Source organism: Pseudomonas sp. BB438 (assembly GCF_057180225.1).
Map to the genome: position 1 here is coordinate 2541658 of NZ_CM170001.1, position 25326 is coordinate 2566983.

A 25326-nucleotide genomic window follows, 5' to 3' on the forward strand; every position below is an offset into this window, starting at 1 on the left:
ATTCAGTGCTGCGGACTGGGTTCCGGCCCGTCGGTCTTCGTTCGTTGCTCGATCAACCACTCGCGCCGTGTGTGCAACTGGGCAGCGAAGGCGCGTGCGGCAGCCTCATGGGGGAAACGCAGCGCACGACGACCGAGACGGACCTGCCAATAGGCCCGGCCGCGAAACTCAACGGCTTCGATCCTCACCTCCAGCGCTTGCATGGATCCTCTCCTGGCTGACGATTTCCAGCGGCTCCTCGCTGGTCCGGCGGGTCTTGAGCAAGGATAGCAGTATGCCACCCGCCAAAAGGCCGAAGGTTACGCCAAGCGATAGCGCGGCGGGAACCTTGCCGATGAATCCATGCAGGAAAATCTTCGTGCCGATGAACACCAGGACCAGCGCCAGGGCGTACTTGAGGTACACGAAACGATGGATCATCGCCGCCAGCGAGAAGTACAGGGCGCGCAGGCCGAGGATGGCGAAGATGTTCGAGGTGTAGACGATGAACGGGTCCTGGGTGATGGCGAAGATCGCCGGCACGCTGTCCACGGCGAACACCAGGTCGGCCAGTTCGATCAGGATCAGCGCCAGGAACAGCGGGGTGGCGTAGCGCACCAGCTTGCCCGACGCATCCGGCATCTTCACGAAGAAGTGGTGCTCGTGGAGGGTGTCGGTCATGCGGATGCGCTTGCGCAGGAACCGCAGCACGGGGTTGTTCGCCAGGTCCGGCTCGTCGTCATGCTTGCCGAACAGCATCTTCACGCCGCTGAACAGCAGGAAGGCGCCGAACACGTACATGATCCACTCGAATTCCTTCACCAGCGCGGCGCCCAGGCCGATCATCAGCGCACGCATGACGATGGCACCGAGGATGCCCCAGAACAGGACCTGGTGCTGGTAGCGGCGGGGGATGCCGAAGAAGCCGAAGATCATCGCCATGACGAACACGTTGTCCATGGACAGCGATTGTTCGACGAGGAAACCGGTGTAGTACTCCACCGCGCTGGTGGCGCCGAACTCGTACCAGACCCAGCCACCGAAGGCCAGGCCGCAGGCGAAGTAGCCGGCGGAGAGCATCAGGCTCTCGCGCACGCCAATCTCATGGTGGTCGCGTTGCAGGACGCCCAGGTCGAGTACAAGCAGAAGAATCACGATGGCCAGGAAGGCCAGCCAGAACCAGGTGGCGGTTCCGAGGAATGGTTCGGTCAAAAAGGCGTGCAGAGCTGTCATGTGGCCCCTCCCTTAGTGTCGTTGTCGAAAAGTGACTCCGACATGGCGGTTGGCAACCGTCAGAGGGGCCCGGCGTCACTGGCGGGAAAATAGCAGAGCGGACGCCGCAGGCAAGCGATGGAACGTAACAAGTTCCTACATGAATTCGGGACTGATGCATCAGCGTCTGACGGAAAGTCTAGACGCTGATCCTCCGTGGGTCTGCTCCTGCGGGATCAGTAGACCCAGACCTCGACGCGACGGTTTTTCACCCGGCCGTCGTTGTCGCTGTTGGCTGCCACCGGCAGGGCGTCGCCCATGCCGCTGATCTCGCGGAACATCACGCCTTCCTTCGCCAGCTCGCGGCGAACGGCCATGGCGCGCAGCTTGGACAGCAGCTCGGCGCGTGCCGGGTCCTGCTTGGGATCGCCGAAGCCGACCAGCACTGCCTGCTTGTTCATCTTGCCGTTCTGCTGCAGGTAGGCGATCAGGCGGTCGATGTCGCGCTGGGCCTTGTTGTCCAGGGTCGCGCTGCCTTCGCGGAAGCGGAAGTTCACCGACAGCCGCTCGGCGTCCCGCGCCAGGGCCTGGTAGTTCTCCGGCATGCTGGCGCGCGGCGCCATCTTCACCGCCTGGACGCGCTGGCCGACGAAGCCACTGGCGCTGACCAGGGCCTGGCCCTTGTCGCCCTGGGCGAATTGCAGCAGGGCGCGGGCCCAGCGGTTCGGCTCTTCGGGCTTCATGTAGAGGAACAGGCGGCGCGACAGCGGATAGTCCTCGGTGGCGATCAGTGTGGCGGACGGCGGCATGGCCTGGGACTCGCCATCGGCGATGCGCAGGGCCTTGGATTTCTGGATCGAGGACAGGCCGACGAAGCCGATGCCCTGCGGGTCCTTGCTGACTTCGGCGGAGAGCTGGTCGCTGGACTCGAAGCGCGGGACGCCGCTGGCCAGTGCCTTGCCGTGGCTGGCGAGAACCAGCTCCTTGAAGGTGTCGAAGGTGCCGGAGTTGTCATCACGCGAATACAGGCGAATCGCACCGCCGCGCCCGCCGATTTCTTCCCAGGTCTTCACCTCGCCGGAGAAGATCCTGGCCAGCGTGTCGGTGGTCAGTTCGTCCAGCGGGTTGGCCGCGTTGACGATGATCGCCAGGCCATCGATGCCGATCACCTGTTCGGCTTTGGCGCTGCGCAGGTTGCCAGACGCTGACAGGCCGGCGGCTTCGGCATCCTTGATCGGGCGCGACGCCGCGGCCAGCTCGGCGCTGTTGTCCTTGAGGGCGACGAAGCCGGTGCTGGAACCGTGGGCCGCGAGGTCGATGATCGCCTCCTTGCCATCCCGGGTGCGACCGATGATGCGCTGTTCGTTCTCTGCCTTGCCCGGCTTGGCGCTGACGTCGCTGTAGCCCTCGCTGACCAGCAGGCCTTTCACCAGCTCCGGCAGCAGGTGCGCGCCGATGGTGTTGGAGCCCTGGATGCGCAGCACCGGCTCACCGCCCTGGGACGAGGGCAGGGCAGCGAAGGCCGACCAGGGGAACGCGTAGCAGATGAAGGCGATGGTGAGCCAGGCGATGGTGACGGGCCAGGGTTGGGCATCGCTGGGGCTCGACTTGTACTGCATGGGTCAACTTCCATTTGAGGCATCGTTGGCGCGGCAGATTAAGTCGGAATCATTGCATCGATATGACGCTTCGCTGCGGGGCTGAGCGGTGGTCGCGCCCGTGCACCGAACATGAAAAAGCCCGGCAAGGGCCGGGCTTTTTCGTTCAGGGCGATTACTTCAGCTGCAACCAGATCGGTGCGTGGTCCGACGGCTTTTCCATGCCGCGGATGTCGTAGTCCACGCCAGTGTCGGCGATGCGGCCGCGCAGGGCCTCGGAGGCCAGGATGACGTCGATGCGCAGGCCGCGCTTGGGGGTGTCCTCGAAGCCGCGGCTGCGGTAGTCGAACCAGCTGAAGCGGTCGTCCACGCTGGGGTTCTGCAAGCGGAAGCTGTCCACCAGGCCCCAGCCCTTCAGGCGTGCTAGCCATTCCCGCTCTTCCGGCAGGAAGCTGCACTTGCCGGTCTTCAGCCAGCGCTTGCGGTTCTCCTCGCCGATACCGATGTCACAGTCTTCCGGCGAGATGTTGATGTCACCCATCACGATCAGTTGCTGGTCGGGTTGGAAACGGGTTTCCAGCAGGTCCTGCAGGTCGGCGTAGAAGCGCTGCTTGGCGGGGAATTTCACCGGATGGTCGCGGCTTTCACCTTGCGGGAAGTAGCCGTTCATCACGGTGATCAACTGTCCCTCGGCATCCTTGAAGGTGCCCCAGATGAAGCGGCGCTGCGATTCTTCGCCGTCGTTGGGAAAGCCGCGCTGCAGCTCCAGCGGTTCCTGGCGGGACAGCAGGGCGACGCCGTAGTGGCCTTTCTGCCCGTGGTAGTGCACGTGGTAGCCGAGGGCTTCGATTTCCTCGCGGGGGAACTGCTCGTCGGCGACCTTGGTTTCCTGCAGGCCGATCACGTCCGGCTGGTGGCGCTCGATGATCGCCTGGAGCTGGTGGGGACGTGCGCGCAAACCGTTGATATTGAAGGAGACGATTTTCATCCTGGGCGCCCTGGCAAAAGCACGATGCTAGCCCAGGTGGCCGGGCCCTGGCGACCCCGGCGAGGCGCTGCTAGGGTTTTGTGGCTGGACTCATAACCATAAGAAGAACTCATCCGAAGAGGCGTCCGCATGCCTGATACCCTCGCCGAAGTCCGTCTGCTGGACGGCAACTACAGCCGTGAAGTCCGCTCGCTGCTCTATCACGCCTATCGCCACGAACCGACCTTTGCCTACCTGTTCGAAGCCGACCGTGCCGGCTTCGACCAGCGAGTGCGGGCGACCGTCCGCGAACTGGTCAACCAGCATTTTGTCGAGGAGCTGCCGGCCATCGGACTGCTGATCGATGACCGCCTGGTGGGCGTGGCACTGGTGGTTCCGCCCCAACGCCGCCTGGATGTCACCGAGAGCTGGTTCTGGCGCATGCGCATGCTGCTCACCACCGGCCTGGGTTGCACCCGGCGCTTCCTCGACTATCACTCCGCAGTGCTTGGCTGCCTGCCACCGGGGCCGTATCACGTCCTGCCGCTGATCGGCGTGCACCCGGAATTCCAGGGCAAGCACCTCGGCGAGCAGTTGCTCGACGCGCTGCACGCCTGGTGTGCAGAGGATGGCGGTTCGCAGGGGCTGGTGCTGGATACCGGCAACGCTCGTTACCTGGAGTTTTACCGGCGCCACGGGTACGAGGAATTGGGCGAGGTGGCGCTGGGGCCGATTCGCGAGCACGTGCTGTTCCATCCTACGCAGGGCCGTGAGGCGGTGAAAGCGTCCGTCGGCTAGGGAAAATTGCCTGTTCCAGGGCTTGCTGCGCTCTAGATGAAGGCATGGCGGGGAAAACCCGTGCTAGCATTTCGCGCCATGAGAGTTGTCCAAGGATTGCTTGGGCTGCTGCTGGTAATAGCCTTCTGCTTGCAGAGGGCCCTGGCGGCCGAAGCCCATCTCGATGTTCGCATCACTCCCGCCAACGCTGCGCTCAAGGCCAATATCGAGGCCTATGTGGGCAGCCTTGGCGAGCGTGATCAGGCGGCCCTGCAACGATTCCGGCGCAATGCCGTCGAGCAGGCGCAGAAGGCCGCCCAGGCGTTGGGTTACTACCAGGCACGTATCCGCGGTCGGGTGACCCATGACAAGGAGCCGACCCTGCGGATCAACGTTCGCCCCGGTGAGCCCATCCATCTGCGCAGCGTGACGGTGCGCGTCGATGGGCCGGCCGCCAGGCTCAAGAGCTTCCGGGTGCCCGGCGGCGATGCCCTGAAGCCCGGCGCGCAGCTCAACCATGGTGCCTACGACGACGCCAAGCGGCTGATCCAGAATCAGGCGTCGCGCTTCGGTTTCTTCCGCGGCCAGTTCACCCAGCAGCAATTGCGCATCGACCCCGAGGCCGGTGTCGCGGACATCGAGCTGGTGTACGCCAGCGGCCCGCGCTACCGCCTGGGCAAGGTTGATTTTGCCGGTGACTTTCCCTTCGATGAGGATCTGCTGCAGCGCATGGTGCCGTTCAAGGAAGGCGCCGACTACGACTCCGAGCAGATCGCCGATCTCAACCAGGCCTTGCAGTCCAGCGGCTATTTCGATGGCGTGCGGGTCGATGCCGCACCGACCAACGCCGATGGCGACGTGGTGCCGGTGCACGTCCACCTGGAAGCGCGCAAGCCCCGCACCATGGGACTTGGCCTGGGCTTCTCGACGGACGTGGGGCCGCGTGCCCGGGCGACCTGGACGCGCCACTGGGTCAACCCGCAAGGCCACAGCCTGGGCTTCGAGGCGGAGGTTTCCGCGCCCCGGCAGAACGTCGGTGCCTGGTACGAGATCCCGCTGGACCCACCGCTCACCGACAAGCTGCGCTTCACCAGCGGCTACCAGTACGAAGACTTGGTGGACACCGAGAGCAAGCTGCTGACCCTCGGCGGTGAGTGGCACCACAAGCTCGACAGCGGCTGGCAGCGGGTCGTCTCGCTGAACTGGCAGCGCGAGGAATACAAGCTGGGCGACGACTCCGGCCTCAGCAGCTTCCTGATGCCGGGCATCGGCTACTCGATCCTCAAGGCCGACAACAAGATCGATCCCGGCCAGGGCTACCGGCTGCAATTCGAGGTGAAGGGCGCCAAGGAAGGGCTGATGGCGGACGCCGACGTCGCCCACATCAACGCCATGGCCAAGGGCGTGACCAGTTTCTGGGGAGGTCAGCGGTTGCTCGGACGCATCCAGGTCGGCGGTATCGCCACCAACGACTACAGCGCGATCCCGCCATCGCTGCGCTTCTTCGCCGGCGGTGACCAGAGCGTGCGCGGCTACGACTACCAGACCCTGTCGCCGAAGAACTCCGACGGTGATCGCATCGGCGGCCGCTACATGGTCGCCGGCAGCGTCGAGTACCAGTACCCCATCGCCGAGCGCTGGCGCATCGCAGCCTTCGTCGACCAGGGCAATGCGTTCAACTCGCTGGACTTCCCCTCGATCAAGACCGGCGTGGGCATCGGCATCCGCTGGATCTCCCCGGTCGGCCCGTTGCGCCTGGACCTGGCGGATGGCCTGGACGAGGACGGTGGTATCCGCCTGCACTTCTCCATGGGGCCGGAACTGTGAGTCGCGCGGGCTGGATGCGCGCGCTGCGCTGGAGCCTGGGCAGCCTGCTCGGGCTGATTCTGCTGCTGCTCATCACCGTGGCCGCCTTGCTCGGCACGTCGTCGGGCAGCCGCGCCGTACTGAGCTGGGTGCCTGGCCTGAGCGTTGACGAATTCGAGGGTCGCCTCGCGGGTGGCTTCAGCGCCAAGCGCCTGGAATGGACCGACGGCGCGACCCACCTGGTGCTGGATCGACCGCAGATCGACTGGTCGCCAGGCTGCCTGCTGCGCATGACCCTGTGCCTGCACAAGGTCGTAGCCGATGACGTGCTGCTGACCCTGCCGCCCAGCGCGCCGAGCGAATCGTCCGGCCCCCTCGAACTGCCTGACCTGAACCTGCCGCTCTCGCTGGAGCTGGGTGACATCCGCATCGGCCGCTTCCTGCTGGACGATCAGGAGCAGTTGCGTGACGCCGAACTGAGCGCGCGCTGGGACCACGACGGCCTGCACATCGACTCGGTGAAGCTTGCTCGCGATGGCCTGAGCCTGTCGCTCAAGGGTTTGCTGAAGCCCACGCAGGGCTGGCCGCTCGAAGCAGAAGGCACGCTCGGCCTGCCTGCGCCGGGTGAAAAGCCCTGGTCCCTGCAGGTGCAGGCCAAGGGCGAGCTGATGGGCCACCTGAAGCTGCAGGCGCAAAGCAGCGGTTACTTGAGCGGCCGCCTGGAAGGCGACCTGCAGCCCCTGGCGGAGAACCTGCCGGCCACCGCGTTGGTGACTGCCGATGGCTTCAAGGCCGACGCTTCCCTGCCCGACACCCTGACGCTGAACCAACTGCGCCTGAACGCCAGCGGTAACCTCGAGGATGGCTACCAACTGGCCGGCGCCGCCGTGCTTCCTGCCGAAGAGAGCCCGGTGGTGCTGACCCTGCGCGGTCGCGTCAACGCCGAGGGGGCGGATATCGCCGCGCTCGACCTGAGCGCCGCCCAGGACCAGCGCGTGGCAATCACCGGCCGCCTGGACTGGAAGGACGCCTTCGGCGCCAACGCCCAGCTCGACTGGCTCGACTTCCCCTGGCGTCGACTGTACCCGGAGATCGACGAGCCGCCGGTGAGCGTGCACACCTTCAAGGCCGAAGTGAGCTACAGCGATGGCGCTTACCTGGGCAACTTCGAGGGTGCCTTCAAGGGGCCGGCTGGCGACTTCACCCTGGCCAGTCCGGTCTCGGGCAACCTCTCGGAGGTCTTCCTGCCGTCGCTGAAACTGGTGGCGGGGCAGGGCAAAGCCGAAGGGCACCTGAAAGTCGGTTTCGCCGATGCGGTGACCTGGGACGCGGCGCTCGACCTGTCCGACTTCGACCCCGCCTACTGGCTCGAAGAAATGCCCGGCCGCCTCGGTGGTCCACTGCGCAGCAAGGGATCGCTCAAGGGCGAGGTGCTGAACCTCGACGCCAATCTCGATCTGCAGGGCCGTTTGCGTGGTCAGCCGGCCACCTTCAAGGCGAATGCCACGGCGGCGGGGCAGGCGTGGAAGGTCGATGGCCTCGCGCTGCAACTGGGCGACAACCGCATCAGCGGGCAGGCCGCGCTGGACCAGCGGCTGTCCGGCCGCCTGGACATCGCCCTGAACCGCCTTGGCCAACTATGGCCACAGTTGTTCGGCCAGGTGAGCGGCCGTCTCGACCTGGCTGGCACACTGCAGGCGCCGCAAGGCCAATTGAAACTCGATGGTCAGCGCGTCGCCTACGCCGACCAGGGCCTGCGTACGCTGGGCCTGACCGCTTCCCTGGACACCGCCCAGCGTGGCCGGGTGAGCCTCATGGCCCAGGGACTGCACAGTGGCGATAGCGATTTCGGCGTGCTCAAGCTCGATGGCAGCGGCGACCTGAAGCGTCAGCAACTCGCCCTCAACCTGCAGGGCAAGCCGGTGGCGCTCGACCTCGGCCTGGACGGCAACTGGAACGGCACGGACTGGCGCGGACGCCTGGCCAGCGGCGACATCCAGAGCGGCGGCCAGGACTGGCGGCTGCAGCAGCCGGCGCGCCTTGAGCGCCTGGCGGACGGGCGGATCAACCTCGGTGCCCATTGCTGGGCCTCCGGTCCGGCCAGTCTGTGCATGGAAGACCAGCGGCTGATGCCCGACCCGCGCTTGCGCATGCACCTGCGCGAGTTCCCGCTGGACAGCCTGGCGCGCTGGTTGCCCGAGGATTTCGCCTGGAAGGGCAAGCTGGACGGCGACGTGCAGCTCGACCTGCCCGCCAGCGGCCCCAATGGCTCGATCCTGATCAATGCCAACAACGGCACCCTGCGTATCAAGGAGCAGGAAGACTGGGTCGACTTCCCCTACCAGCGCCTGCAACTGGAGAGCCGCCTGACGCCCCGGCGCATCGACACCAGCCTGCAATTCCTCGGCGACAAGCTCGGCAGCCTGCAGGCGCAGGTCCAGCTCGATCCGCGGCCGAAAGCCAAGCCGGTGAACGGCACCTTCAGCCTGAATGGCCTGGATATCTCCGTGGCGCGGCCGTTCGCGCCCATGGTGGAAACCCTGAAAGGGCACCTTAACGGCAGCGGACAGATTTCCGGTGGCTTGCTGGCGCCACGAGTGGATGGCGAACTGCGCCTGAGTGACGGCGAGATTTCCGGTGGCGACCTGCCGACCCGCTTCGAACAGTTGCAGGTCACGGCGCGGATCGCCGGTGAGCAGGTCGACCTGAGCGGCGACTGGAAGGCGGGCGAGCACGGTAACGGCAGCCTGGCCGGACGCATCGCCTGGTTCAGTGGCCTGGACGTCGACGTGAAACTGCGCGGCAACCGTCTGCCGGTGACCGTGGAACCCTACGCCAACCTGGAAGTGGAGCCGGATCTCACCGTGCAGATGGCCGGTGAGCGTCTGGCCGTTTCCGGTTCGGTGCAGGTGCCGCGCGGCGCCATCACCATCCGCCAGTTGCCGCCGTCCACGGTCAAGGTCTCCGACGACACCGTGATCGTCGGTGCGAAGCAGGAACCGAAAAGCGCCCTGGCGCTGAACATGGACATCGACGTCAGGGTCGGCAGCGACAAGCTGACCTTCAGCGGTTTCGGGCTGAACGCCGAACTGGCTGGCCAGGTGCACATCGGCGACAACATGGACACCCGTGGCGAACTGCGTCTGAACAACGGTCGCTACCGCGCCTACGGCCAGAAGCTGACCATCCGCCGCGCGCGGCTGCTGTTCGCCGGGCCCATCGACCAGCCGTTCCTCGATGTCGAGGCGATCCGCAAGGTCGACGACGTGGTCGCCGGCCTGCGCCTGACCGGCAACGCCGAGCAGCCACGCAGCGAGGTGTTCTCCGAGCCTGCCATGAGTCAGCAGCAGGCGCTGTCCTACCTGGTGCTGGGCCGGCCGATGTCCAGCGGCGAGGACAGCAACATGCTTGGCGAGGCGGCCCTCGCGCTCGGCCTGGCCGGCAGCGCGCCGCTGACCGGCGAAGTCGCCCAGCGCCTGGGCATCCAGGACTTCCAGCTGGACACCGAAGGTACCGGCAACAGCACCAGCGTTGTCGCCAGCGGCCAGCTCTCCGACCGTCTCAGCCTGCGCTACGGCGTCGGTGTGTTCGAGCCGGCCAACACCATTGCGCTACGCTACCTGCTGAGCAAGAAGGTCTACCTGGAGGCAGCCAGCGGCCTGGCGAGCTCGCTGGACATCTTCTATAAGCGCGATTTCTGACGGCGTTCGGCGGCGCGCATCCGGGCGCCCGCCAACCTTCATGGCCCCTTAAGGTAGCTGGCAGAGACTCCTCCCCGCCGCCGGACGATGTGCGCACAAGGGGAACGTCATCATGCGCCTGGACCTCATCAGGACCCACCTGCTCGAATTCATCAACAAGGGCTTCCCGGCCCGTCAATTGCGCCGGTTGGCCGCGCGCGACCTGCTGCGGGGTTCTGCTGCCGGCCGCCAGGCGCCGAATGCGCTGACCACGGCGCTGCTGGAATGGTCCGCACTGGAACCGGCGTCCGTGCTGGAACGCCTGGGAAGCCGACGCGAAGGCCTGAGCGAAAGCGAGGCGGACGAGCGTCGCCAGCGCGATGGCTTGAACGAGATTGACCAGGACCGTCCCATCGGTGCCTGGAAGCATCTGTGGTACTGCTACTGCAACCCCTTCAACCTGCTGCTGACGGTGCTGGCGACCATTTCCTGGTTCACCGAGGACGTGGAGGCCGCGGTGGTGATCGGCAGCATGGTGGGTATTTCCACGCTGCTGCGTTTCATCCAGGAAAAACGCTCCAACCGCGCCGCCGAGAAGCTCAAGGCGATGGTGAGCAACACCGCCACGGTGTTCCGCAGCGCCCAGGGCGATGGCCTGGCGGGCCGCTCGGAAGTGCCGATCCGCGAACTGGTGACCGGCGATGTGCTGTGGCTGTCGGCTGGCGACATGGTGCCAGCGGATGTGCGCCTGCTCAGCGCCAAGGACCTGTTCGTCGGCCAGGCCGCGCTCACCGGCGAATCCCTGCCCGTGGAGAAATTCGCCCAGGTGCGCGACGCCCGCCAGGGCAACCCGCTGGAGCGTGACAGCCTGTGCTTCATGGGAACCACCGTGGTCAGCGGCTCGGCCCAGGCGGTGGTAATCGGTACGGGCACGCGCACCTATTTTGGCTCCCTCGCCGAGCGGGTGATCGCCAGCGACCCGACGCCGACCGCCTTCCAGGCCGGGGTGAACCGCGTCAGCTGGCTGCTGATCCGCTTCATGTTGGTGATGGCGCCCGTGGTGCTGCTGATCAACGGATTCACCAAGGGTGACTGGCTGGAGGCTGCGTTGTTCGCGCTGTCCATCGCTGTCGGCCTGACCCCGGAAATGCTCCCGATGATCGTCACGTCGACCCTGGCCAAGGGCGCGGTGGTGCTCAGCCGGCGCAAGGTGATCGTCAAGCGCCTGGACGCCATCCAGAACTTCGGCGCCATGGACATCCTGTGCACCGACAAGACCGGCACCCTGACCCAGGACCGCATCGTCCTCGAGCGCCACACCGATGCGTTTGGCCAGGTACAGGACCGCGTGCTGCAGCTGGCCTTCCTCAACAGCCACTACCAGACCGGACTGAAGAACCTGCTGGACGTCGCCGTGCTCGATCACGTCGAGCTGCGTCATGCGTTGAAGGTGGACAGCCGCTTCCGCAAGCTCGACGAGATTCCCTTCGACTTCGCCCGTCGCCGCATGTCCGTGGTGGTCAGCGAGCGCGAGGACAATCACCTGCTGATCTGCAAGGGCGCGCTGGAGGAGGTGCTGGCGGTCTGCGAGACGGTGGAGACCGCGGAGGGCGTCGAGCCGCTCACCGGGGCGCGCCTGGACAGCATTCGCGCGGTCGCCGACGGGCTCAACCAGGAAGGCCTGCGGGTTGTCGCGGTGGCCACCCGTGAGCTGCCGCCGACCCGCGACACCTATGGCGTGGCCGACGAAAGCGGGCTGTGCCTGGCCGGCTACATCGCCTTCCTCGACCCGCCCAAGGAAACCACGGCCCCGGCGCTGCGCGCGCTGGCGGAGAACGGCGTGGCGGTGAAGGTGCTGACCGGCGACAACGACCGGGTGAGCCTGAAGGTCTGCCGTGACGTCGGGCTGGTGGTCGAGGGCGTGCTGCTCGGCCCGCAGTTGGACGAACTGGAGGATGCGGCGCTGGGCGAGCTGGCCGAGCGCACCACGCTGTTCGCCAAGCTCACTCCCAGCCACAAGGAACGCCTGGTGCGGGTGCTGCGCGAGCGCGGCCATGTGGTCGGCTTCCTTGGCGACGGCATCAACGATGCGCCGGCGCTGCGCACGGCGGACATCGGCATCTCGGTGGATTCGGCGGTGGACATCGCCAAGGAAGCGGCCGACCTGATTCTCCTGGAAAAGAGCCTGATGGTCCTGGAGGAGGGCGTGATCGAAGGGCGTCGCACCTTCGCCAACATGCTCAAGTACATCCGCATGACCGCCAGTTCCAACTTCGGCAACGTCTTCAGTGTGCTGGTGGCCAGTGCCTTCATTCCCTTCCTGCCGATGCTGCCGCTGCAACTGCTGGTGCAGAACCTGCTCTACGACCTGTCGCAGGTCGCCATTCCCTTCGACCATGTCGACGATGAGCTGCTGCGCAAGCCGCAGCAATGGAACCCGGCGGGCATCGGACGCTTCATGGTGTTCTTCGGGCCGATCAGCTCGATCTTCGACATCGCCACCTTCCTCGTGCTCTGGCATGTGTTCGGCGCGAATTCACCGGAGCACCAGACGTTGTTCCAGTCCGGCTGGTTCGTCGAAGGGCTGATTTCCCAGCTGCTGGTGGTGCACATGATTCGCACCCGGCGCATTCCCTTCCTGCAGAGCCGCGCCGCCTGGCCGCTGCTGGGCATGACCCTGGCAATCGTGATGGTGGCGATCTTCCTGCCGATGGGGCCGCTGGCGCACTCGTTCCGCATGACGGCGCTACCGCTGGGCTACTGGCCGTGGCTGGTGGCGATCCTGTTGGGCTACATGGCGCTGACCCAGGCGGTGAAGGGCTGGTTCGCTCGGCGGTACGGCTGGCAGTAAGCGAGACGGAACCAACGTACGAACCCGATCACCGCTGGTCACACGGTCATCGGGTTCAATACACTGCGTTGATCCGTCTTCTCCTGCCGTGAGTCGTGATCTTGCCGTCGCAAGCCGTTCGCCTGCCGTTGCCCCTGCGTGCGCCCCTGAAGCGCCTGGTCCTGCTGGGCCTGGCGCTGGCCAGCATTCCGTTGGCCGCCTGCGAGAAGACCCTGCGCTGGGATGACGACCCGCCGTTCAGCATGCAATTGCCCGATGGCAGCGTCGGCGGCCTCTACGTCGAGCTGAACCGCACCGTTCTGCAGCGCCTGGGCTGCCAGGTGCGAATGGTCAAGCTGCCCTGGGCGCGGGCACTCAAGGAGCTGGAACTGGGCCGTCTCGACGTGCTGCCCGGTGCCTTCCGCAAGCCCGAGCGCGAGGCCTATGCCTGGTTCTCCGGCACTGTCCTGCCGCCGTCTCGCAACATCCTCTTCGTCCGTCGCGGCCTGGCGCAGCGTGACCGCCTGCAGCAGCTGTCCGACCTGCCAGGCACTGACTTCCGCCTCGGCGCGCAGATTGACGTGTCCTACGGCGAGCCCTATCGACAGCTGATGGCCGATCCGGACTACGCCGCGCGGGTGTTCTTCAATCCCAGCCGCAGCAACCTCTGGCACATGGTCGACAAGGGTCGCATCGACGGCATCATCGCTGACGAGCACAGCGGCCAGTACGAGCTGCAGCAGTTGGGCCTGGCTCGGCGCATAGAGCCCACCGGGGTGGTGGTCTCAACCGAATCGACGGAAGTCGCCTTCAGCAAGCGCACTCAGGACGAGGACTTCGTCCGGCGTTATGCGCAGACGCTGAAAGCGCTGGTGGACGAGGGCGAAGACCGGCGCATCCTGCAGCACTACGTCAGCAACTGACGGGTTCTCGCCTCAGGGATTGCGCCAGAGATTGGTGCGGCGCGCCTTGGCCTCGTGTTCCTCGAACTGGTACTGGCCGACTTCCTCGGGTGTCTGCGCGTCGCTCTGCCGCCAGCGCGCGAGGCCGATGCTCAGCTGCGCACGACCGATATCCAGGGTATGACCGCAGTTCGGGCACTCCGCCGGGGTGACCCACACCGCCGCGCGCAGACTGCCGTCGGCCAGTTGCTCGGCGTGCTTGAGGGTGGCGCTCTTGCCCAGCGCGAGTTGCACCAGGGCTGCGCGCGAACGCTGGCCGAAGGGCTGCTCCAGTTCCGGGGCCGTGACACCGCGCAGGTGAATGGTGGTGTCGTTGCCGTCGGCGCGCTGGCAGGTCAGCTGGTCGCCGCTGAATACGGCCGTTACCTGGCACTCTTCATCCGCGTGCGCGGCAAAGGGAAGGAAGGAAAGTACGAGCAGTACGGCGGGAACGAATCGCATGGAGCCTCCGGTGGTCACTGTCAGCATAACCGCTGCGAGCGCCCACCGGAGCCCCGGTGCAGAGCTTTTACTGGATCAGCGCCATCACCTGTTCGCTGTAGCGCCCACCGGCGGCCGCACCGGCCGGGAAGATCGCGTCCAGCTCCAGCAGTTCCGCCTGGGTCAGCGCGAGGTCCACGGCAGCGATGTTTTCTTCCAGGTACTTGCGCTGCTTGGTGCCGGGGATCGGTACCAGGTGCGCGCCCTGGGCCAGCACCCAGGCCAGCGCCAGTTGCGAGGGCTGCACCCCGCGGGCGTCGGCCAGCTCGGCGACCTTGGCCACCAGTTGCAGGTTCTTCCCGAAGTTCTCCCCGGTGAAGCGCGGGCTGGAGCGGCGGTAGTCGTCCTCGGCGAAATCATCCGGGCTTTTCAGCGCGCCGGTGAGGAAGCCCCGGCCCAGCGGGCTGTAGGGGACAAAGCCGACGCCCAGGCGTTCGCAGGCGGCCAGCACGCCGTTCTCTTCCGGGTCGCGGGTCCAAAGCGAGTACTCGCTCTGCAGCGCCGTGATCGGATGAACCTGGTGCGCGCGCTCCAGTGTTTCTGCCGAGGCCTCGCTGAGGCCGAGATAACGCACCTTCCCGGCCTTCACCAGCTCGGCCATGGCGCCGACGGTTTCCTCGATGGGGACCTTGGGATCGACGCGGTGCTGGTAGTAGAGGTCGATGTGGTCGGTGCCCAGGCGTTTCAGGCTGCCGTCCACGGCCTGGCGGATGTACGCCGGGCTGCCGTTGGCGCCGCGCACCTGCGGTTGCTCCGGGGTGCGCACGATGCCGAACTTGGTGGCGAGGAAGACCTGCTCGCGCTTGCCCTTCAGGGCGCGGCCGAGCAATTCCTCGTTGGTGTGCGGGCCATAAATGTCGGCGGTGTCCAGCAGGGTGACGCCCAGCTCCAGCGCACGGTGCAGGGTGGCAATGGATTCGGCCTCGTTGCTGCCGGTGGTGTAGAAGTCGGACATGCCCATGCAGCCGAGGCCGATGGCGGAGACGATTGGGCCTTGCGGGCCCAGGCGGCGGGTCTTCATGTGGATTCTCCGGGTGTGGAAAGGGGCAGGACCATTCTTGTTGTTTGTCCTGTATGGATAAACCGGCTAATTCCGGTTTAACTATTTGGTCTGGATGAATAATCGGAGTGCACCATGGACCGCTTGCAGGCCATGCAGGTCTACACGCGCATCGTTGAACTCAAGGCCTTCGGCAAGGCCGCGGACAGCCTGCAGCTGCCGCGCGCCAGCGTGACCCAGCTGATCCAGCAACTGGAGACGCACCTGGGAGTACAACTGCTGCGCCGCACCACGCGGCAGGTCAGCGTCACCGCCGATGGCCAGGCCTACTACGAGCGTTGCGTACGCTTGCTGGAGGACCTGGAAGAGGCGGAGAACTGTTTTTCCGACTCGCCCGACAATCCTCGCGGCAAGCTGCGCGTCGACCTGCCCAGCTCACTGGGGCGATTGGTGGTGATTCCGAAGCTGCCCGAGTTCTGCCGCCGCTACCCGCAGATCGAGCTGGAACTGAGCCTGAACGACCGCCAGGTGGACCTGGTGCGCGAGGGGGTGGACTGCGTGCTACGCGCTGGCGAGCTGCCGGATTCCAGCCTGGTCGGACGGCGTATCGCCGAGCTGGAGCAGTTGACCTGCGTGAGCCGCGACTACATCCAGGCATTTGGCCTGCCGCAGCATCCGGAGCAGCTCGACGGGCATCTGGCGGTGAATTACCAGTCGGCCTCCAGCGGACGCATTTTCGACCTGGAGTTTTGCTTCGACGGACAGTTGCGCACCCAGCGGCTGCCCAGCCGGATCACGGTGAACAACGCCGATGCCTACATCGCCGCCTGCCGCGCCGGCTTCGGCCTGATCCAGGCGCCGCGCTATCACCTGCGCGAGGGCCTCGCCAGTGGTGAACTGGTGGAGGTGCTGCGCGCCTGGCAGCCACCACCGCTGCCGGTCAGCGTGCTGTACCCGGTGCGCCGGCAGATGTCGCGGCGCCTGCGGGTGTTCTCCGACTGGCTCGGCGGCTTGTTCGAGGCCGGCATCAATTGAGCTGTCGCTCGTCGGAAAGCCGCCGGCCATCGCTGCTCGAATTGCTGGTCTGGCTATGCTCAAGGCCGCCGTAGAGCGGTCCGCAGTCGCTGAAGTTGCGGCGTTTCTTTTCAACTACTCCCTGAAGGAAACGACCCAAATGAGCATCGTCAAAGCAAAAGATGGCACCGAGATTTTCTACAAGGATTGGGGCAGTGGGCAGCCGGTAGTGTTCTCCCATGGCTGGCCGCTGAATGCCGATGCCTGGGATGCGCAGATGCTGTTCCTGGTGCAGAAGGGTTACCGGGTCATCGCCCATGACCGGCGCGGCCACGGCCGCTCGGGCCAGCCGGCCAACGGCAACGACATGGACACCTACGCCGACGACCTGGCGTCGGTAATCGAGGCTCTCGACCTCAAGGGCGCCACACTGGTGGGCCACTCCACCGGTGGCGGCGAGGTGGCGCACTACATCGGCCGGCACGGCACCAAGCGGCTTTCCGGCGCCGTGCTGATCGGTGCGGTGCCGCCGCTGATGCTCAAGACCGCCGCCAACCCCGGCGGTTTGCCGATCGACGTGTTCGACGGCATCCGCAAGGGCGTGAAGGAAGACCGCTCGCAATTCTTCAAGGACCTGGCGCTCCCTTTCTACGGCTACAACCGGCCGGGTGTGAAGGTTTCCCAGGGAGTGATCGACAACTTCTGGCTGCAGGGCATGATGGGCGGGCACCTGGGCTTGTACCTGTGCGTGCGTGAGTTCTCCGAAGTGGATTACACCGAGGACCTGAAGAAGATCGACGTGCCGGCGCTGATCCTCCACGGCGATGACGATCAGATAGTGCCCATTGGCGCCGCCGGCCAGCGCTCTGTCGAGTTGGTGCAGAAAGGTGAGCTGAAGGTGTACAAGGGCGGGTCGCACGGCATGTGCACCACCATGGCTGATCAGGTGAACGAGGACCTCTTGGGGTTTCTCAACCGCTAAGCCCCCTCGCGAGCCGGCGCGCTCCTGCCGGGGTGGGCCAGCTCGCGAGCCTCATCATCGATGGCTGTGCTCCAGCACATTCACCAGGGTGCCCAGCGGGTCGCGCAGGAAGAAGCGGCGCACGCCCCAGGGTTCGAGCGTCAACGCGTAGGTAAGTTCGTGCCCGGCCGCGAGGGCACGGTCATACACCTCGTCGAGATTGTCCACTTCGATGGACAGGTCCGGCACCGGCGCGCCGGAGCCTCCCTCGCTGGCCAGGCTCAACTGCGTGAGCGCACGTTCGTCGCTGGCCAGCGTGATCAGCCAGCCGTGATCCATCACCACGTCCAGGTCGAACAGTTCGCGGTAGAAGTGCGCGATCTCGGCAGGCTTGCCGGTGGCGAGGTTGGCGACGATACGGCGGACAGTCATGGCGGAGCTCCGGGGAGAATTCGTCTGCGTAGTCCGCCAGCATAGACGCAGCCACTGCCGCGAGTCCGCTCACAGCCGCTTGTTGAGCCAGCGCGCCAGGCGGTCGCCGCCGAACTGGATCAGGGTCACCAGCGCAACCAGCAGGATGATCACCGTGAGCATCACCTGGGTGTCGAAGCGCTGGTAGCCATAGCGGTAGGCCAGGTCGCCGAGGCCGCCAGCGCCGATGGCGCCGGCCATCGCCGAGGAGTTGATCATGGTCACCAGGGTGATGGTGAAGCCCGCGACGATGCCCGGTCGCGCTTCGGGCAACAGCACGTTCCAGATGATGTGCCGGGGCTGGCAACCCATCGCCTGGGCCGCCTCGATCAGGCCGTGATCGACCTCGCGCAGGCTGACTTCGGCAATGCGCGCGAAGAACGGCGTGGCGGCGATCGTCAGCGGCACCACGGCCGCCCACACGCCGTAGCTGGTGCCGACGATCAGCCGGGTGAAGGGGATCAGCGCGACCATCAGGATCAGGAAGGGGATCGAGCGCAGGACGTTGACCACGCTGCCCAGGCTCTGGTTGACCAGGCGCGCCTGGAAGATCCCGCCAGGCCCGGTGGTGACGAGCACCAGGGCCAGCGGAATGCCGACCAGGAAGACGACGGCGGAGGACGCGCCGATCATCAGCAGGGTGTCGAGCAGGCCTTGCAGCAGGCGATCAGGCATGGGTGAGCACCTCCAGGCGATCGGCGACATCGCGGGCACGTTCGAGCAGTTGCGGGGCACTGGCAGCGGGGGCGGCGACGCTCAGCAGCAGACGTCCGAGGGCGCGGCCCTGGATGCGCTCGATGCCGCCGTGCAGCAGGCTGACACGGCTGCCCAGGGCCTGGGCGATGGCCAGCAGGTCCGGCTCCTGTTCACGCACGCCCGTGTAGTGCAGGTCGAGGATGACTTCGTTGTCCGAGGGATGCTCCAGGCGTGCCAGCAGGTCCGGCGGCAGGTGCTGCTGCAGCGAGCCGAGCAGGGTGCGGCTGACCTCGTGCTGCGGGTTGCCGAAGACTTCCCAGACCTCGCCCTGCTCGACGACGCGTCCGCGTTCGAGCACCACCACGCGGTCGCAGATTTCGCGGATCACGGCCATCTCGTGGGTGATCAGCACAATGGTCAGGCCCAGGCGGCGGTTGATGTCGCGCAGCAGCGAAAGGATGGCCTGGGTGCTCTCCGGGTCCAGCGCCGAGGTGGCTTCGTCGCAGAGCAGGATTTCTGGCTGGTGTACCAGCGCGCGGGCGATACCGACGCGCTGCTTCTGCCCGCCGGAAAGTTGCGCCGGGTACGCGTGGCGCTTGTCGGTGAGGCCGACCAGCTGCAGCAGTTCATCCACCCGCTCGGCGATGCGCGCCTTGGGCACGCCGGCCACGCGCAGGGGCAGGGCAATGTTCTGCGCGACAGTCTTGGCCGACATCAGGTTGAAGTGCTGGAAGATCATGCCGACGCGGCGGCGCAGGCCGACCAGTTGCTGGGCGTCGAAGGCGCCGATGTCCTCGCCGTCGATCAGCACCTGACCGACGCTGGGTTGCTCCAGGCGGTTGAGGGTGCGGATCAGCGAGCTCTTGCCGGCGCCGCTGCGGCCGATGATGCCGAACACTTCGCCGCGGCGGACGGAGAGTTCGATGTCACTCAGTGCCTCCACCGGCCCGTGGTGGCCGGCGTAGGTCTTGCCCAGCCCACGCAGGGCGATGTGCTGGGCGGCGAGTTCGAGAGTGCGGTTGAAGCTGACCATGGTGGGGGCCTGTTCGGTAGTTTGGAGCGGGCGGTTTGCCCTCTCCCTGGCCCTCTCCCTGAAGGGCGAGGGGACTGGTTCGGTGTGTTCGGGAGTCTCGGCGTCTTGCCGGAGATGCTTTTCGCAGGAGCGAGCTCGCTCGCGAATTTTTCTGCCCCGCAGCGTGGTTCGTTCGTTCGCGAGCAAGCTCGCTCCTACAGGCAAACGACGGTGCAGTTACTGCCAGCCCGGCTGGTAGAGCGAGCCGTGGGCCTTGTCCAGCGCGGCGCGGACCTGGGGTGAGTGCTGGTAGAGATCGACGAATTTCTTCAGCCGGCCGTCCGGGTCCTGGAAGTCGTCACGGGTCACGAACTGGATGACGTACTCCTTGTTCTCGATGCCATCGAACAGCAGCGCGCTGTTCGGGTCGACGGTGCCCGCCAGGCGAAGGTAGTGCGGGTAGCCTTGGGCGAGGTCGACGTCGTCCAGCGCGCGCACCAGTTGCACGGCTTCCAGCTCGATGATCTGGATGTGCTTCGGGTTGGTCACGATGTCGTCCAGCGTCGCCTTGTAGCCCACGCCATCCTTGAGCGTGAGCAACCCGGCCTTCTGCAGCAGCTGCAGGCCGCGGCCGCCATTGATCGGGTCGTTGGCGATGGCGACCTTGGCGCCATCCGGCAGGTCGGCGATGGTCTTGTACCGGGTCGAGTACAGGCCGACGTTGTTGATGATTCCCGGCGCGAACGCCTTGAGGTGCAGGCCGCCCTCGCGATTGGCGTTTTCCAGGAACGGCGTGTGCTGGAAGTAGTTGGCGTCGATGTCGCCGTGGTCGAGGGTGATGTTTGGTGCGTTCCAGTCGGTGAACTCCACCAGCTCGACCTTCAGGCCCTGCTGGGCGGCTTCCTTCACCGCGACTTCCAGCGGCGGGGCGAAGGCGGCGGTGGTGCCCAGGCGCAGGGTGTCGGCGGCCTGGGCGAGGCCGGCGGCGAGGAGGCTCAGCGACAGTCCGAGGGTCATTTTGAAGCGTGCAGGCATGGCAACGAATCCTTTTAGAGTTTTTACGCAGGGAAAGCTGGAGTCGCTCCAGTGGCGGTTGCCTGGCGATAGCTCGCGCCGACGTGCCGCGCGGGCAGTCGGGCGCGACCGGCGCCGAAGAGTTTTTCCCGCAGGGTGCCGTCCCCGTAGGCGGTCTTGTAGGCGCCGCGGTTCTGCAGCTCGGGCACCACGAGGTCGATGAAGTCGGCGTAGCTTTCCGGCTCCACGGTGCGGGTGAGGTTGAAGCCGTCGAGGCCGGCGTCGTTGATCCAGCCCAGCAGCTCATCGGCCACCTGCACCGGGTCACCCACCAGCGTGGTGTAGCGGCCGCCCAGAGCGAGTTGTTCCAGCAGCTGGCGCACGGTGGCGTCGGTGCGGGCGACGGTCAGGGCCTTGGTGGCGGATTCGATGGCGTTGGTCTTCTCGTAGCGGATCGGCTCGTCCAGCGCGTAGCGCGAGAAGTCGATCCCGGTGGTGCTGGCGAAGTGCGCAAGACCCGCCTCGGCGCTGGCGAAGCGGCGGTACTCGGCGAGCTTGTCGCGGGCCTCGGCCTCGGTCGGCGCGACGATGACGTTGATGCCCATGAACACCTTGATGTCGTCCGCACGGCGGCCGGCATCCACAGCGGCCTGGCGGATGCGGTCCACCAGCACGCGGGTCGCTTCGCGGGTCTGTGCCGAGACGAACACGCATTCGGCGTGGCGCGCGGCGAAGGCGAGACCGCGATTCGACGCGCCGGCCTGGAACAGGAGCGGCGTGCGTTGTGGCGATGGCTGGCTGAGGTGGTAACCCTCGACATCGAAGAACTCACCATGGTGTCGCACCTTGTGCACCTTGCCCGGCTGCGCGTAGATGCGGCGCTGGCGATCGGCGATGACAGCGTCGTCTTCCCAGCTGCCTTCCCAGAGCTTGTAGAGCACCTCCAGGTATTCGTCGGCGCGGTCGTAGCGGCGGTCGTGGTCGATCTGCCGGTCCTGGCCCATGGCGCGGGCGGTGCTCTCCAGGTAGCCGGTGACGATGTTCCAGCCGATGCGGCCATCACTCAGGTGATCCAGTGTGGAGAGCCGCCGGGCGAACGGGTAGGGCGCCTCATAGGTGAGGTTGGCAGTGACGCCGAAGCCCAGGTGCCGCGTGGCGCCGGCCATCGCTGAAACCAGCATCAGCGGGTCGTTCACCGGCAGCTGAATGGCCTCCTTCGCGGTGAGCTCGATGCCGTTCTGGTAGACGTCATAGACACCGAGGATGTCGGCGAGGAACAGCCCGTCGAACAGGCCCTTTTCCAGCAGGCGGGCGAGGTCGGTCCAGTGGCTGAGCGTGTTGAAGTCGCTGGAGCGATCGCGCGGGTGGGTCCACAGGCCGTGATTGATGTGGCCGACGCAATTCATGCTGAAGGCGTTGAGGAGGATCTGCTTCTGGCTCATAGGGTCCCCCGACGAGGCGGCAACTGGCCGTTGAGGTAGTAGTTGCCCACCGCGAAGTACTTCCAGCGCGCCGGGTCGTGCAGGGTGTGCACGCGGGCGTTGCGCCAGTGGCGGTCCAGGCCCAGCTCGGCGAGGCTGGCGCGGCTGCCGCCCAGTTCGATCAGCTTGGAACCGGCCAGCAGCGAGACTTCGGTGGTGATCGCCCGCGCCTCGGCCACGGCGATGGAGGCGGCGGCGACGCTCTCGGCGGTCGGCTCTGCGGTCGCGGCGTCGAGTACGCGGCCCGAGCGGTCCAGCAGGGCTTCGGCGGCGTGCAGGCGGATCGCCAGGCGGCCGATTTCGTTGATCGCCAGCGGGTCGTCGCTGGCCTTGTCCACGCCCGCGTCGATCCATGGCCGGGCCTTCTCGCGCAGGAACACCAGAGCGTCTTCGTACGCGCCACGGGCGATGCCGACATCGATGGCGGCGTGGAGGATCTGCGCGAAGGGGCCGACCGTGGTCGGGCGTTCGAAGGCGCTCTGGAACGGCACGATGTCGTCCTCGCCCACCGGCGCGCCATCGAACACCACGCTGCCGCTGCCGGTGGTGCGCTGGCCGAAGCCGGACCAGTCGTCGATCACTTCCAGGCCCTGGGTGTCGCGGGCGATGAAGGCGAACTGATGAAGGCCCTCGTCATCGATGACCAGGGTCGGGATGCGTTGCGCGTAGAGCGCGCCGGTGCAGTAGAACTTGCGGCCGTGGATGCGCAACTGGCCGTCTTCGCGCGTGAGCCGGGTAGTGCGGTCGTGGGCGGTGCGCGTGCCGATTTCCGCCAGCGCATTGCCGAAGCGCACGCCGGCCAGCACTTCGGCGAACAGGCGGGCTTTCTGCGCGTCGCTGCCGTTCACCCGCAGCAGTTCGACTGCGTAGAAATGGTTCTGCGGAATCTGCCCCAGCGAGCCGTCGGCGGCGGAGATGATGGCGATCACACGCGCCACGGTGACCCGGGAAACGCCAGCGCCGCCATGCTCGCGTGGCACGGTGATGCCCCACAGGCCGGATCGGCTGAAACGCTCCAGTTCGTCCCAGGGCAGGCGACGTTCACGGTCGCGGGCGATGGCGCCTTCGCGGAAGTCGGCGGCCAGTGCGCGGGCGACCTCCAGGGCTTCGTCGTCGCTGCGGATGATGTGGACGGGGTTTTCCAGCCCTGGGGTGTTCAGTACGAGACTGTTCATCGGCGCTCCTCAGATCCAGGAATGACGCGCGGGGCGGGCGCCGTTGAGGTGATAGGCACCGACCGCCTGGACCTTCCAGCGCACCGGGTCGTGCAGGGTGTGCACGCGGGCGTTGCGCCAGTGGCGGTCGAGGTTGAATTCGGCGAGGGTGGCGCGGCTGCCGGCCAGCTCGAAGAGCTTCTCGCTGGCGGCCAGGCTGATTTCGGTGGTCAGCACCTTGGCCTCGGCCACGGCGATGGACGCGCGGGCGGCGGACTCGTCGTCGATGGGCCGCGCGCTCACTTCGTCGAGCACATGGCCGGCGCGCTCCAGCAGCGCCTCGGCGGCGTGCAGTTCGACCTGCAGGCGGCCGATCTCGGCGACAGTGAAGGGCTCTTCGCTGGCCTGCTCGACGTTGGCGTCGATGAAGGGGCGGGTGTGCGTGCGGATGAAGTCGATGGCGTCTTCCAGGGCATTCGCCGCGATGCCGGCATCGATGGCGGCCTGGATCAGCTGCGACACGGCGCCCTGAATGTTCGGCAGGTCGGCGAGACGGCCGTTGTGGATCACCAGCGAGCCGGCGACGGGCGCGTTGTCCAGCAGCACGGTGCCGCTGGCGGTGGTGCGCTGGCCAAAACCGGACCAGTCATCGACGATGCGCAGGCCGTCCATGCCGCGCTCGACGAAGCCCATCACCGCGCGACCTTCCTCGTCGATGGCCTTCACCGCGACCCAGTGGGCGAACAGCGCGCCGGTGGAGTAGAACTTCTCGCCGCTGATGCGGAAATGTTCGCCGTCGCGCACCAGCCGTGCCTTGAGCTCGAGGGTGTTGCGGGTGTTGCGTTCGGGGCCGGCATTGCCGATGCGCCGACCGTTGAGCACGCCGCCGAACAGCACGCGCTTCTGCGCGTCGCTGGCGACGTTGTCGATGACGTTGAGCAGGCCGAACTGGTTCTGCGGGATCTGCCCCAGCGCCGGGTCGGCGGCGCAGATCACGCGGAAGACTTCGGCCAGGGTGGCGTAGGAGACCTGCGCACCGCCGTACTCGCGGGGAATGCTGATGCCGCCCAGGCCCAGGGCGGTGAAGTGCTCCAGCTCGCGCCAGGGCAGGGCGCGCTCGCGGTCGCGGGCGGCGGCGCCGGGTTTCGCCAGGCGGGCCACTTCGTGGGCGGCGTCGATGGCCTGGGCGTCGTTGTCGATGCGGCGCGCCGGGAGTTGCCGGGGCGCCTGGTCACGAAGGTCCTTGGGTGCGGATTCGTTGGTCATGCGGTTTCCTGTTGTTGTGGAGCTGGAAGTTCCCTCTCCCTAACCCTCTCCCTGAAGGGGGAGGGGACTGTCCGTGCGCGTTGAAACAGATGTGTCAGCCGGTGGGCTTCTGGCTCCCTCTCCCGCTTGCGGGAGAGGGCGGGGGGAGAGGGTGAATCGCCCCCGCGCCGATCTCGCATCAGAACGCCGGGGCGATCTCGCCCTTGTAGCGGGTCAGGATGAACTGGCGGACTTCCGGCGAGTTCAGCGCCTTGGCCAGCTTCTGGATGCCCGGGTCCTGGATGTTGTCCGGACGGGCGACGAGGAACTCGGCATAGAGGTCCTTGCCTTTTTCGACGATCAGCGCGCTCTTGGTATCGATGCCGGCTTCCAGCGCGTAGTTGGCGAAGATGAACGCCAGGTCCACCTGCTTCACCGCGCGGGCCAGCAGGGCGCCTTCGAGCTCACGGATCTTCAGGTGCTTGGGGTTGTCGGTGATGTCGCGCTCGGTGGACTGCGGGTTGGTCGGGTCCTTGAGCTTGATCAGGCCGCTCTCGGCCAGCAGCACCAGGGCGCGGCCGGTGTTCACCGGGTCGTTGGGGATGGCCACGCTGGCGCCGTCGGGCAGCTCGGCGAGGGATTTGTACTTGGTGGAGTAGGCACCGAACGGCTCGATGTGGATGCCAACGACCGGCACCAGGTCGGTGTGGCGGGTCTTGTTGAAGTCATCGAGGAACGGACGGTACTGGTAGTAGTTGGCGTCGAGGTTCTTTTGCGCGAGCTGCAGGTTGGGCTGGATGAAGTCGGTGAAGACCTTGATGTCCAGGTCGACGCCTTCCTTGGCCAGTTCCGGTTTGACGAATTCGAGGATCTCGGCGTGGGGCACCGGGGTGGCGCCGACAACGAGTTTCTCCCCCGCGTGGGCGGAGAAGGCGACGACGGCTGCCAGGATGGCGATGGCCTTTTTCATGGGTGTTGCTCCTTGAA

At 66.3% G+C, this 25326-nt stretch carries 21 protein-coding genes; 7 read left to right on the plus strand and 14 right to left on the minus strand.

What is annotated here, in order from left to right:
• Positions 1-2: 2 nt before the first annotated feature.
• The 4 genes from AC1ZV1_RS11875 to xthA all read right to left on the minus strand — a co-directional run bounded on the left by AC1ZV1_RS11875 (position 3) and on the right by xthA (position 3777).
• Positions 3-203: a hypothetical protein gene (locus AC1ZV1_RS11875; protein WP_484296885.1), complete on the minus strand. Its 201-nt coding sequence runs from the start codon at positions 201-203 to the stop codon at positions 3-5.
• Complete coding sequence (locus AC1ZV1_RS11880; protein WP_484296886.1) at positions 169-1212, minus strand: TerC family protein; 1044 nt, start codon at positions 1210-1212, stop codon at positions 169-171. Before AC1ZV1_RS11880 ends, AC1ZV1_RS11875 begins: the two co-directional genes overlap by 35 nt.
• Before the next feature lie 215 nt (positions 1213-1427).
• Complete coding sequence (locus AC1ZV1_RS11885) at positions 1428-2810, minus strand: substrate-binding domain-containing protein (RefSeq protein WP_484296887.1); 1383 nt, start codon at positions 2808-2810, stop codon at positions 1428-1430.
• A 154-nt stretch (positions 2811-2964) separates the two neighbouring features.
• Positions 2965-3777, minus strand: coding sequence for an exodeoxyribonuclease III (gene xthA / locus AC1ZV1_RS11890; RefSeq protein ID WP_484296888.1), 813 nt, complete (start codon positions 3775-3777; stop codon positions 2965-2967).
• 129 nt (positions 3778-3906) lie between these two features.
• Here xthA and AC1ZV1_RS11895 point away from each other — a divergent pair, with 129 nt between their 5' ends.
• From AC1ZV1_RS11895 to AC1ZV1_RS11915, 5 genes are all read left to right on the plus strand, one after another.
• The gene (locus AC1ZV1_RS11895) at positions 3907-4554 is read left to right on the plus strand and encodes a GNAT family N-acetyltransferase (RefSeq protein WP_484296889.1); all 648 of its coding nucleotides are present in this window, start codon (positions 3907-3909) and stop codon (positions 4552-4554) included.
• Positions 4555-4632: 78 nt separating this feature from the next.
• Complete coding sequence (locus AC1ZV1_RS11900; protein ID WP_484296890.1) at positions 4633-6360, plus strand: autotransporter assembly complex protein TamA; 1728 nt, start codon at positions 4633-4635, stop codon at positions 6358-6360.
• Positions 6361-6374: 14 nt separating this feature from the next.
• Positions 6375-10040, plus strand: coding sequence for a translocation/assembly module TamB domain-containing protein (locus tag AC1ZV1_RS11905; RefSeq protein ID WP_484297550.1), 3666 nt, complete (start codon positions 6375-6377; stop codon positions 10038-10040).
• 112 nt (positions 10041-10152) lie between these two features.
• Entirely contained in the window at positions 10153-12870 is a 2718-nt protein-coding gene (gene mgtA, locus AC1ZV1_RS11910) for a magnesium-translocating P-type ATPase (protein WP_484296891.1), read from the plus strand.
• Positions 12871-12965: 95 nt separating this feature from the next.
• Positions 12966-13772, plus strand: coding sequence for a substrate-binding periplasmic protein (locus tag AC1ZV1_RS11915; RefSeq protein WP_484296892.1), 807 nt, complete (start codon positions 12966-12968; stop codon positions 13770-13772).
• Positions 13773-13784: 12 nt separating this feature from the next.
• On the opposite strand, the gene AC1ZV1_RS11920 is transcribed toward AC1ZV1_RS11915, so the two are convergent.
• Positions 13785-14252: a thermonuclease family protein gene (locus AC1ZV1_RS11920; RefSeq protein ID WP_484296893.1), complete on the minus strand. Its 468-nt coding sequence runs from the start codon at positions 14250-14252 to the stop codon at positions 13785-13787.
• A gap of 67 nt (positions 14253-14319) precedes the next feature.
• Positions 14320-15312 (minus strand): aldo/keto reductase, encoded by a 993-nt coding sequence (locus AC1ZV1_RS11925; protein WP_484296894.1) that lies wholly within the window; start codon positions 15310-15312, stop codon positions 14320-14322.
• Between the two features lie 114 nt (positions 15313-15426).
• Between AC1ZV1_RS11925 and AC1ZV1_RS11930 the strand changes: the two genes are divergently transcribed.
• Both AC1ZV1_RS11930 and AC1ZV1_RS11935 read left to right on the plus strand, forming a co-directional pair.
• Positions 15427-16326 (plus strand): LysR family transcriptional regulator, encoded by a 900-nt coding sequence (locus tag AC1ZV1_RS11930; protein WP_484296895.1) that lies wholly within the window; start codon positions 15427-15429, stop codon positions 16324-16326.
• Between the two features lie 139 nt (positions 16327-16465).
• Complete coding sequence (locus AC1ZV1_RS11935; protein WP_484296896.1) at positions 16466-17287, plus strand: alpha/beta fold hydrolase; 822 nt, start codon at positions 16466-16468, stop codon at positions 17285-17287.
• Positions 17288-17341: 54 nt separating this feature from the next.
• On the opposite strand, the gene AC1ZV1_RS11940 is transcribed toward AC1ZV1_RS11935, so the two are convergent.
• The 8 genes from AC1ZV1_RS11940 to AC1ZV1_RS11975 form a co-directional block, all read right to left on the minus strand.
• Positions 17342-17698, minus strand: coding sequence for a VOC family protein (locus AC1ZV1_RS11940; RefSeq protein WP_484296897.1), 357 nt, complete (start codon positions 17696-17698; stop codon positions 17342-17344).
• 69 nt (positions 17699-17767) lie between these two features.
• Complete coding sequence (locus AC1ZV1_RS11945) at positions 17768-18442, minus strand: methionine ABC transporter permease (protein WP_484296898.1); 675 nt, start codon at positions 18440-18442, stop codon at positions 17768-17770.
• A complete protein-coding gene (locus tag AC1ZV1_RS11950; protein ID WP_484296899.1) occupies positions 18405-19466 on the minus strand; it encodes a methionine ABC transporter ATP-binding protein in 1062 nt (353 codons plus the stop codon). The genes AC1ZV1_RS11945 and AC1ZV1_RS11950 overlap by 38 nt, the downstream gene beginning before the upstream one ends.
• A gap of 216 nt (positions 19467-19682) precedes the next feature.
• Positions 19683-20462, minus strand: coding sequence for a MetQ/NlpA family ABC transporter substrate-binding protein (locus AC1ZV1_RS11955; RefSeq protein WP_484297551.1), 780 nt, complete (start codon positions 20460-20462; stop codon positions 19683-19685).
• 41 nt (positions 20463-20503) lie between these two features.
• Complete coding sequence (locus AC1ZV1_RS11960) at positions 20504-21901, minus strand: LLM class flavin-dependent oxidoreductase (RefSeq protein ID WP_484296900.1); 1398 nt, start codon at positions 21899-21901, stop codon at positions 20504-20506.
• Positions 21898-23115, minus strand: a complete 1218-nt coding sequence (locus tag AC1ZV1_RS11965; protein ID WP_484296901.1) for an SfnB family sulfur acquisition oxidoreductase — start codon at positions 23113-23115, stop codon at positions 21898-21900. The genes AC1ZV1_RS11960 and AC1ZV1_RS11965 overlap by 4 nt, the downstream gene beginning before the upstream one ends.
• Before the next feature lie 9 nt (positions 23116-23124).
• On the minus strand, positions 23125-24360 hold the full coding sequence (locus AC1ZV1_RS11970) for an SfnB family sulfur acquisition oxidoreductase (protein ID WP_484296902.1): 1236 nt from the start codon (positions 24358-24360) through the stop codon (positions 23125-23127).
• A gap of 178 nt (positions 24361-24538) precedes the next feature.
• On the minus strand, positions 24539-25309 hold the full coding sequence (locus AC1ZV1_RS11975; RefSeq protein ID WP_017518042.1) for a MetQ/NlpA family ABC transporter substrate-binding protein: 771 nt from the start codon (positions 25307-25309) through the stop codon (positions 24539-24541).
• Positions 25310-25326 lie beyond the last annotated feature (17 nt).

Excerpts from the sequence above, each read along its gene's own strand:
- AC1ZV1_RS11955 (WP_484297551.1), bottom strand. The coding sequence starts at position 20,462 with ATGACCCTCGGACTGTCGCTGAGCCTCCTCGCCGCCGGCCTCGCCCAG.
- AC1ZV1_RS11975 (WP_017518042.1), bottom strand. The coding sequence starts at position 25,309 with ATGAAAAAGGCCATCGCCATCCTGGCAGCCGTCGTCGCCTTCTCCGCC.
- AC1ZV1_RS11935 (WP_484296896.1), top strand. The coding sequence starts at position 16,466 with ATGAGCATCGTCAAAGCAAAAGATGGCACCGAGATTTTCTACAAGGAT.
- AC1ZV1_RS11940 (WP_484296897.1), bottom strand. The coding sequence starts at position 17,698 with ATGACTGTCCGCCGTATCGTCGCCAACCTCGCCACCGGCAAGCCTGCC.
- AC1ZV1_RS11880 (WP_484296886.1), bottom strand. The coding sequence starts at position 1,212 with ATGACAGCTCTGCACGCCTTTTTGACCGAACCATTCCTCGGAACCGCC.
- AC1ZV1_RS11925 (WP_484296894.1), bottom strand. The coding sequence starts at position 15,312 with ATGAAGACCCGCCGCCTGGGCCCGCAAGGCCCAATCGTCTCCGCCATC.
- AC1ZV1_RS11970 (WP_484296902.1), bottom strand. The coding sequence starts at position 24,360 with ATGACCAACGAATCCGCACCCAAGGACCTTCGTGACCAGGCGCCCCGG.
- AC1ZV1_RS11950 (WP_484296899.1), bottom strand. The coding sequence starts at position 19,466 with ATGGTCAGCTTCAACCGCACTCTCGAACTCGCCGCCCAGCACATCGCC.
- AC1ZV1_RS11895 (WP_484296889.1), top strand. The coding sequence starts at position 3,907 with ATGCCTGATACCCTCGCCGAAGTCCGTCTGCTGGACGGCAACTACAGC.
- AC1ZV1_RS11930 (WP_484296895.1), top strand. The coding sequence starts at position 15,427 with ATGGACCGCTTGCAGGCCATGCAGGTCTACACGCGCATCGTTGAACTC.
- AC1ZV1_RS11875 (WP_484296885.1), bottom strand. The coding sequence starts at position 203 with ATGCAAGCGCTGGAGGTGAGGATCGAAGCCGTTGAGTTTCGCGGCCGG.
- xthA (WP_484296888.1), bottom strand. The coding sequence starts at position 3,777 with ATGAAAATCGTCTCCTTCAATATCAACGGTTTGCGCGCACGTCCCCAC.
- AC1ZV1_RS11900 (WP_484296890.1), top strand. The coding sequence starts at position 4,633 with ATGAGAGTTGTCCAAGGATTGCTTGGGCTGCTGCTGGTAATAGCCTTC.
- mgtA (WP_484296891.1), top strand. The coding sequence starts at position 10,153 with ATGCGCCTGGACCTCATCAGGACCCACCTGCTCGAATTCATCAACAAG.
- AC1ZV1_RS11960 (WP_484296900.1), bottom strand. The coding sequence starts at position 21,901 with ATGAGCCAGAAGCAGATCCTCCTCAACGCCTTCAGCATGAATTGCGTC.
- AC1ZV1_RS11965 (WP_484296901.1), bottom strand. The coding sequence starts at position 23,115 with ATGAACAGTCTCGTACTGAACACCCCAGGGCTGGAAAACCCCGTCCAC.
- AC1ZV1_RS11905 (WP_484297550.1), top strand. The coding sequence starts at position 6,375 with ATGCGCGCGCTGCGCTGGAGCCTGGGCAGCCTGCTCGGGCTGATTCTG.
- AC1ZV1_RS11945 (WP_484296898.1), bottom strand. The coding sequence starts at position 18,442 with ATGTCGCCGATCGCCTGGAGGTGCTCACCCATGCCTGATCGCCTGCTG.
- AC1ZV1_RS11885 (WP_484296887.1), bottom strand. The coding sequence starts at position 2,810 with ATGCAGTACAAGTCGAGCCCCAGCGATGCCCAACCCTGGCCCGTCACC.
- AC1ZV1_RS11920 (WP_484296893.1), bottom strand. The coding sequence starts at position 14,252 with ATGCGATTCGTTCCCGCCGTACTGCTCGTACTTTCCTTCCTTCCCTTT.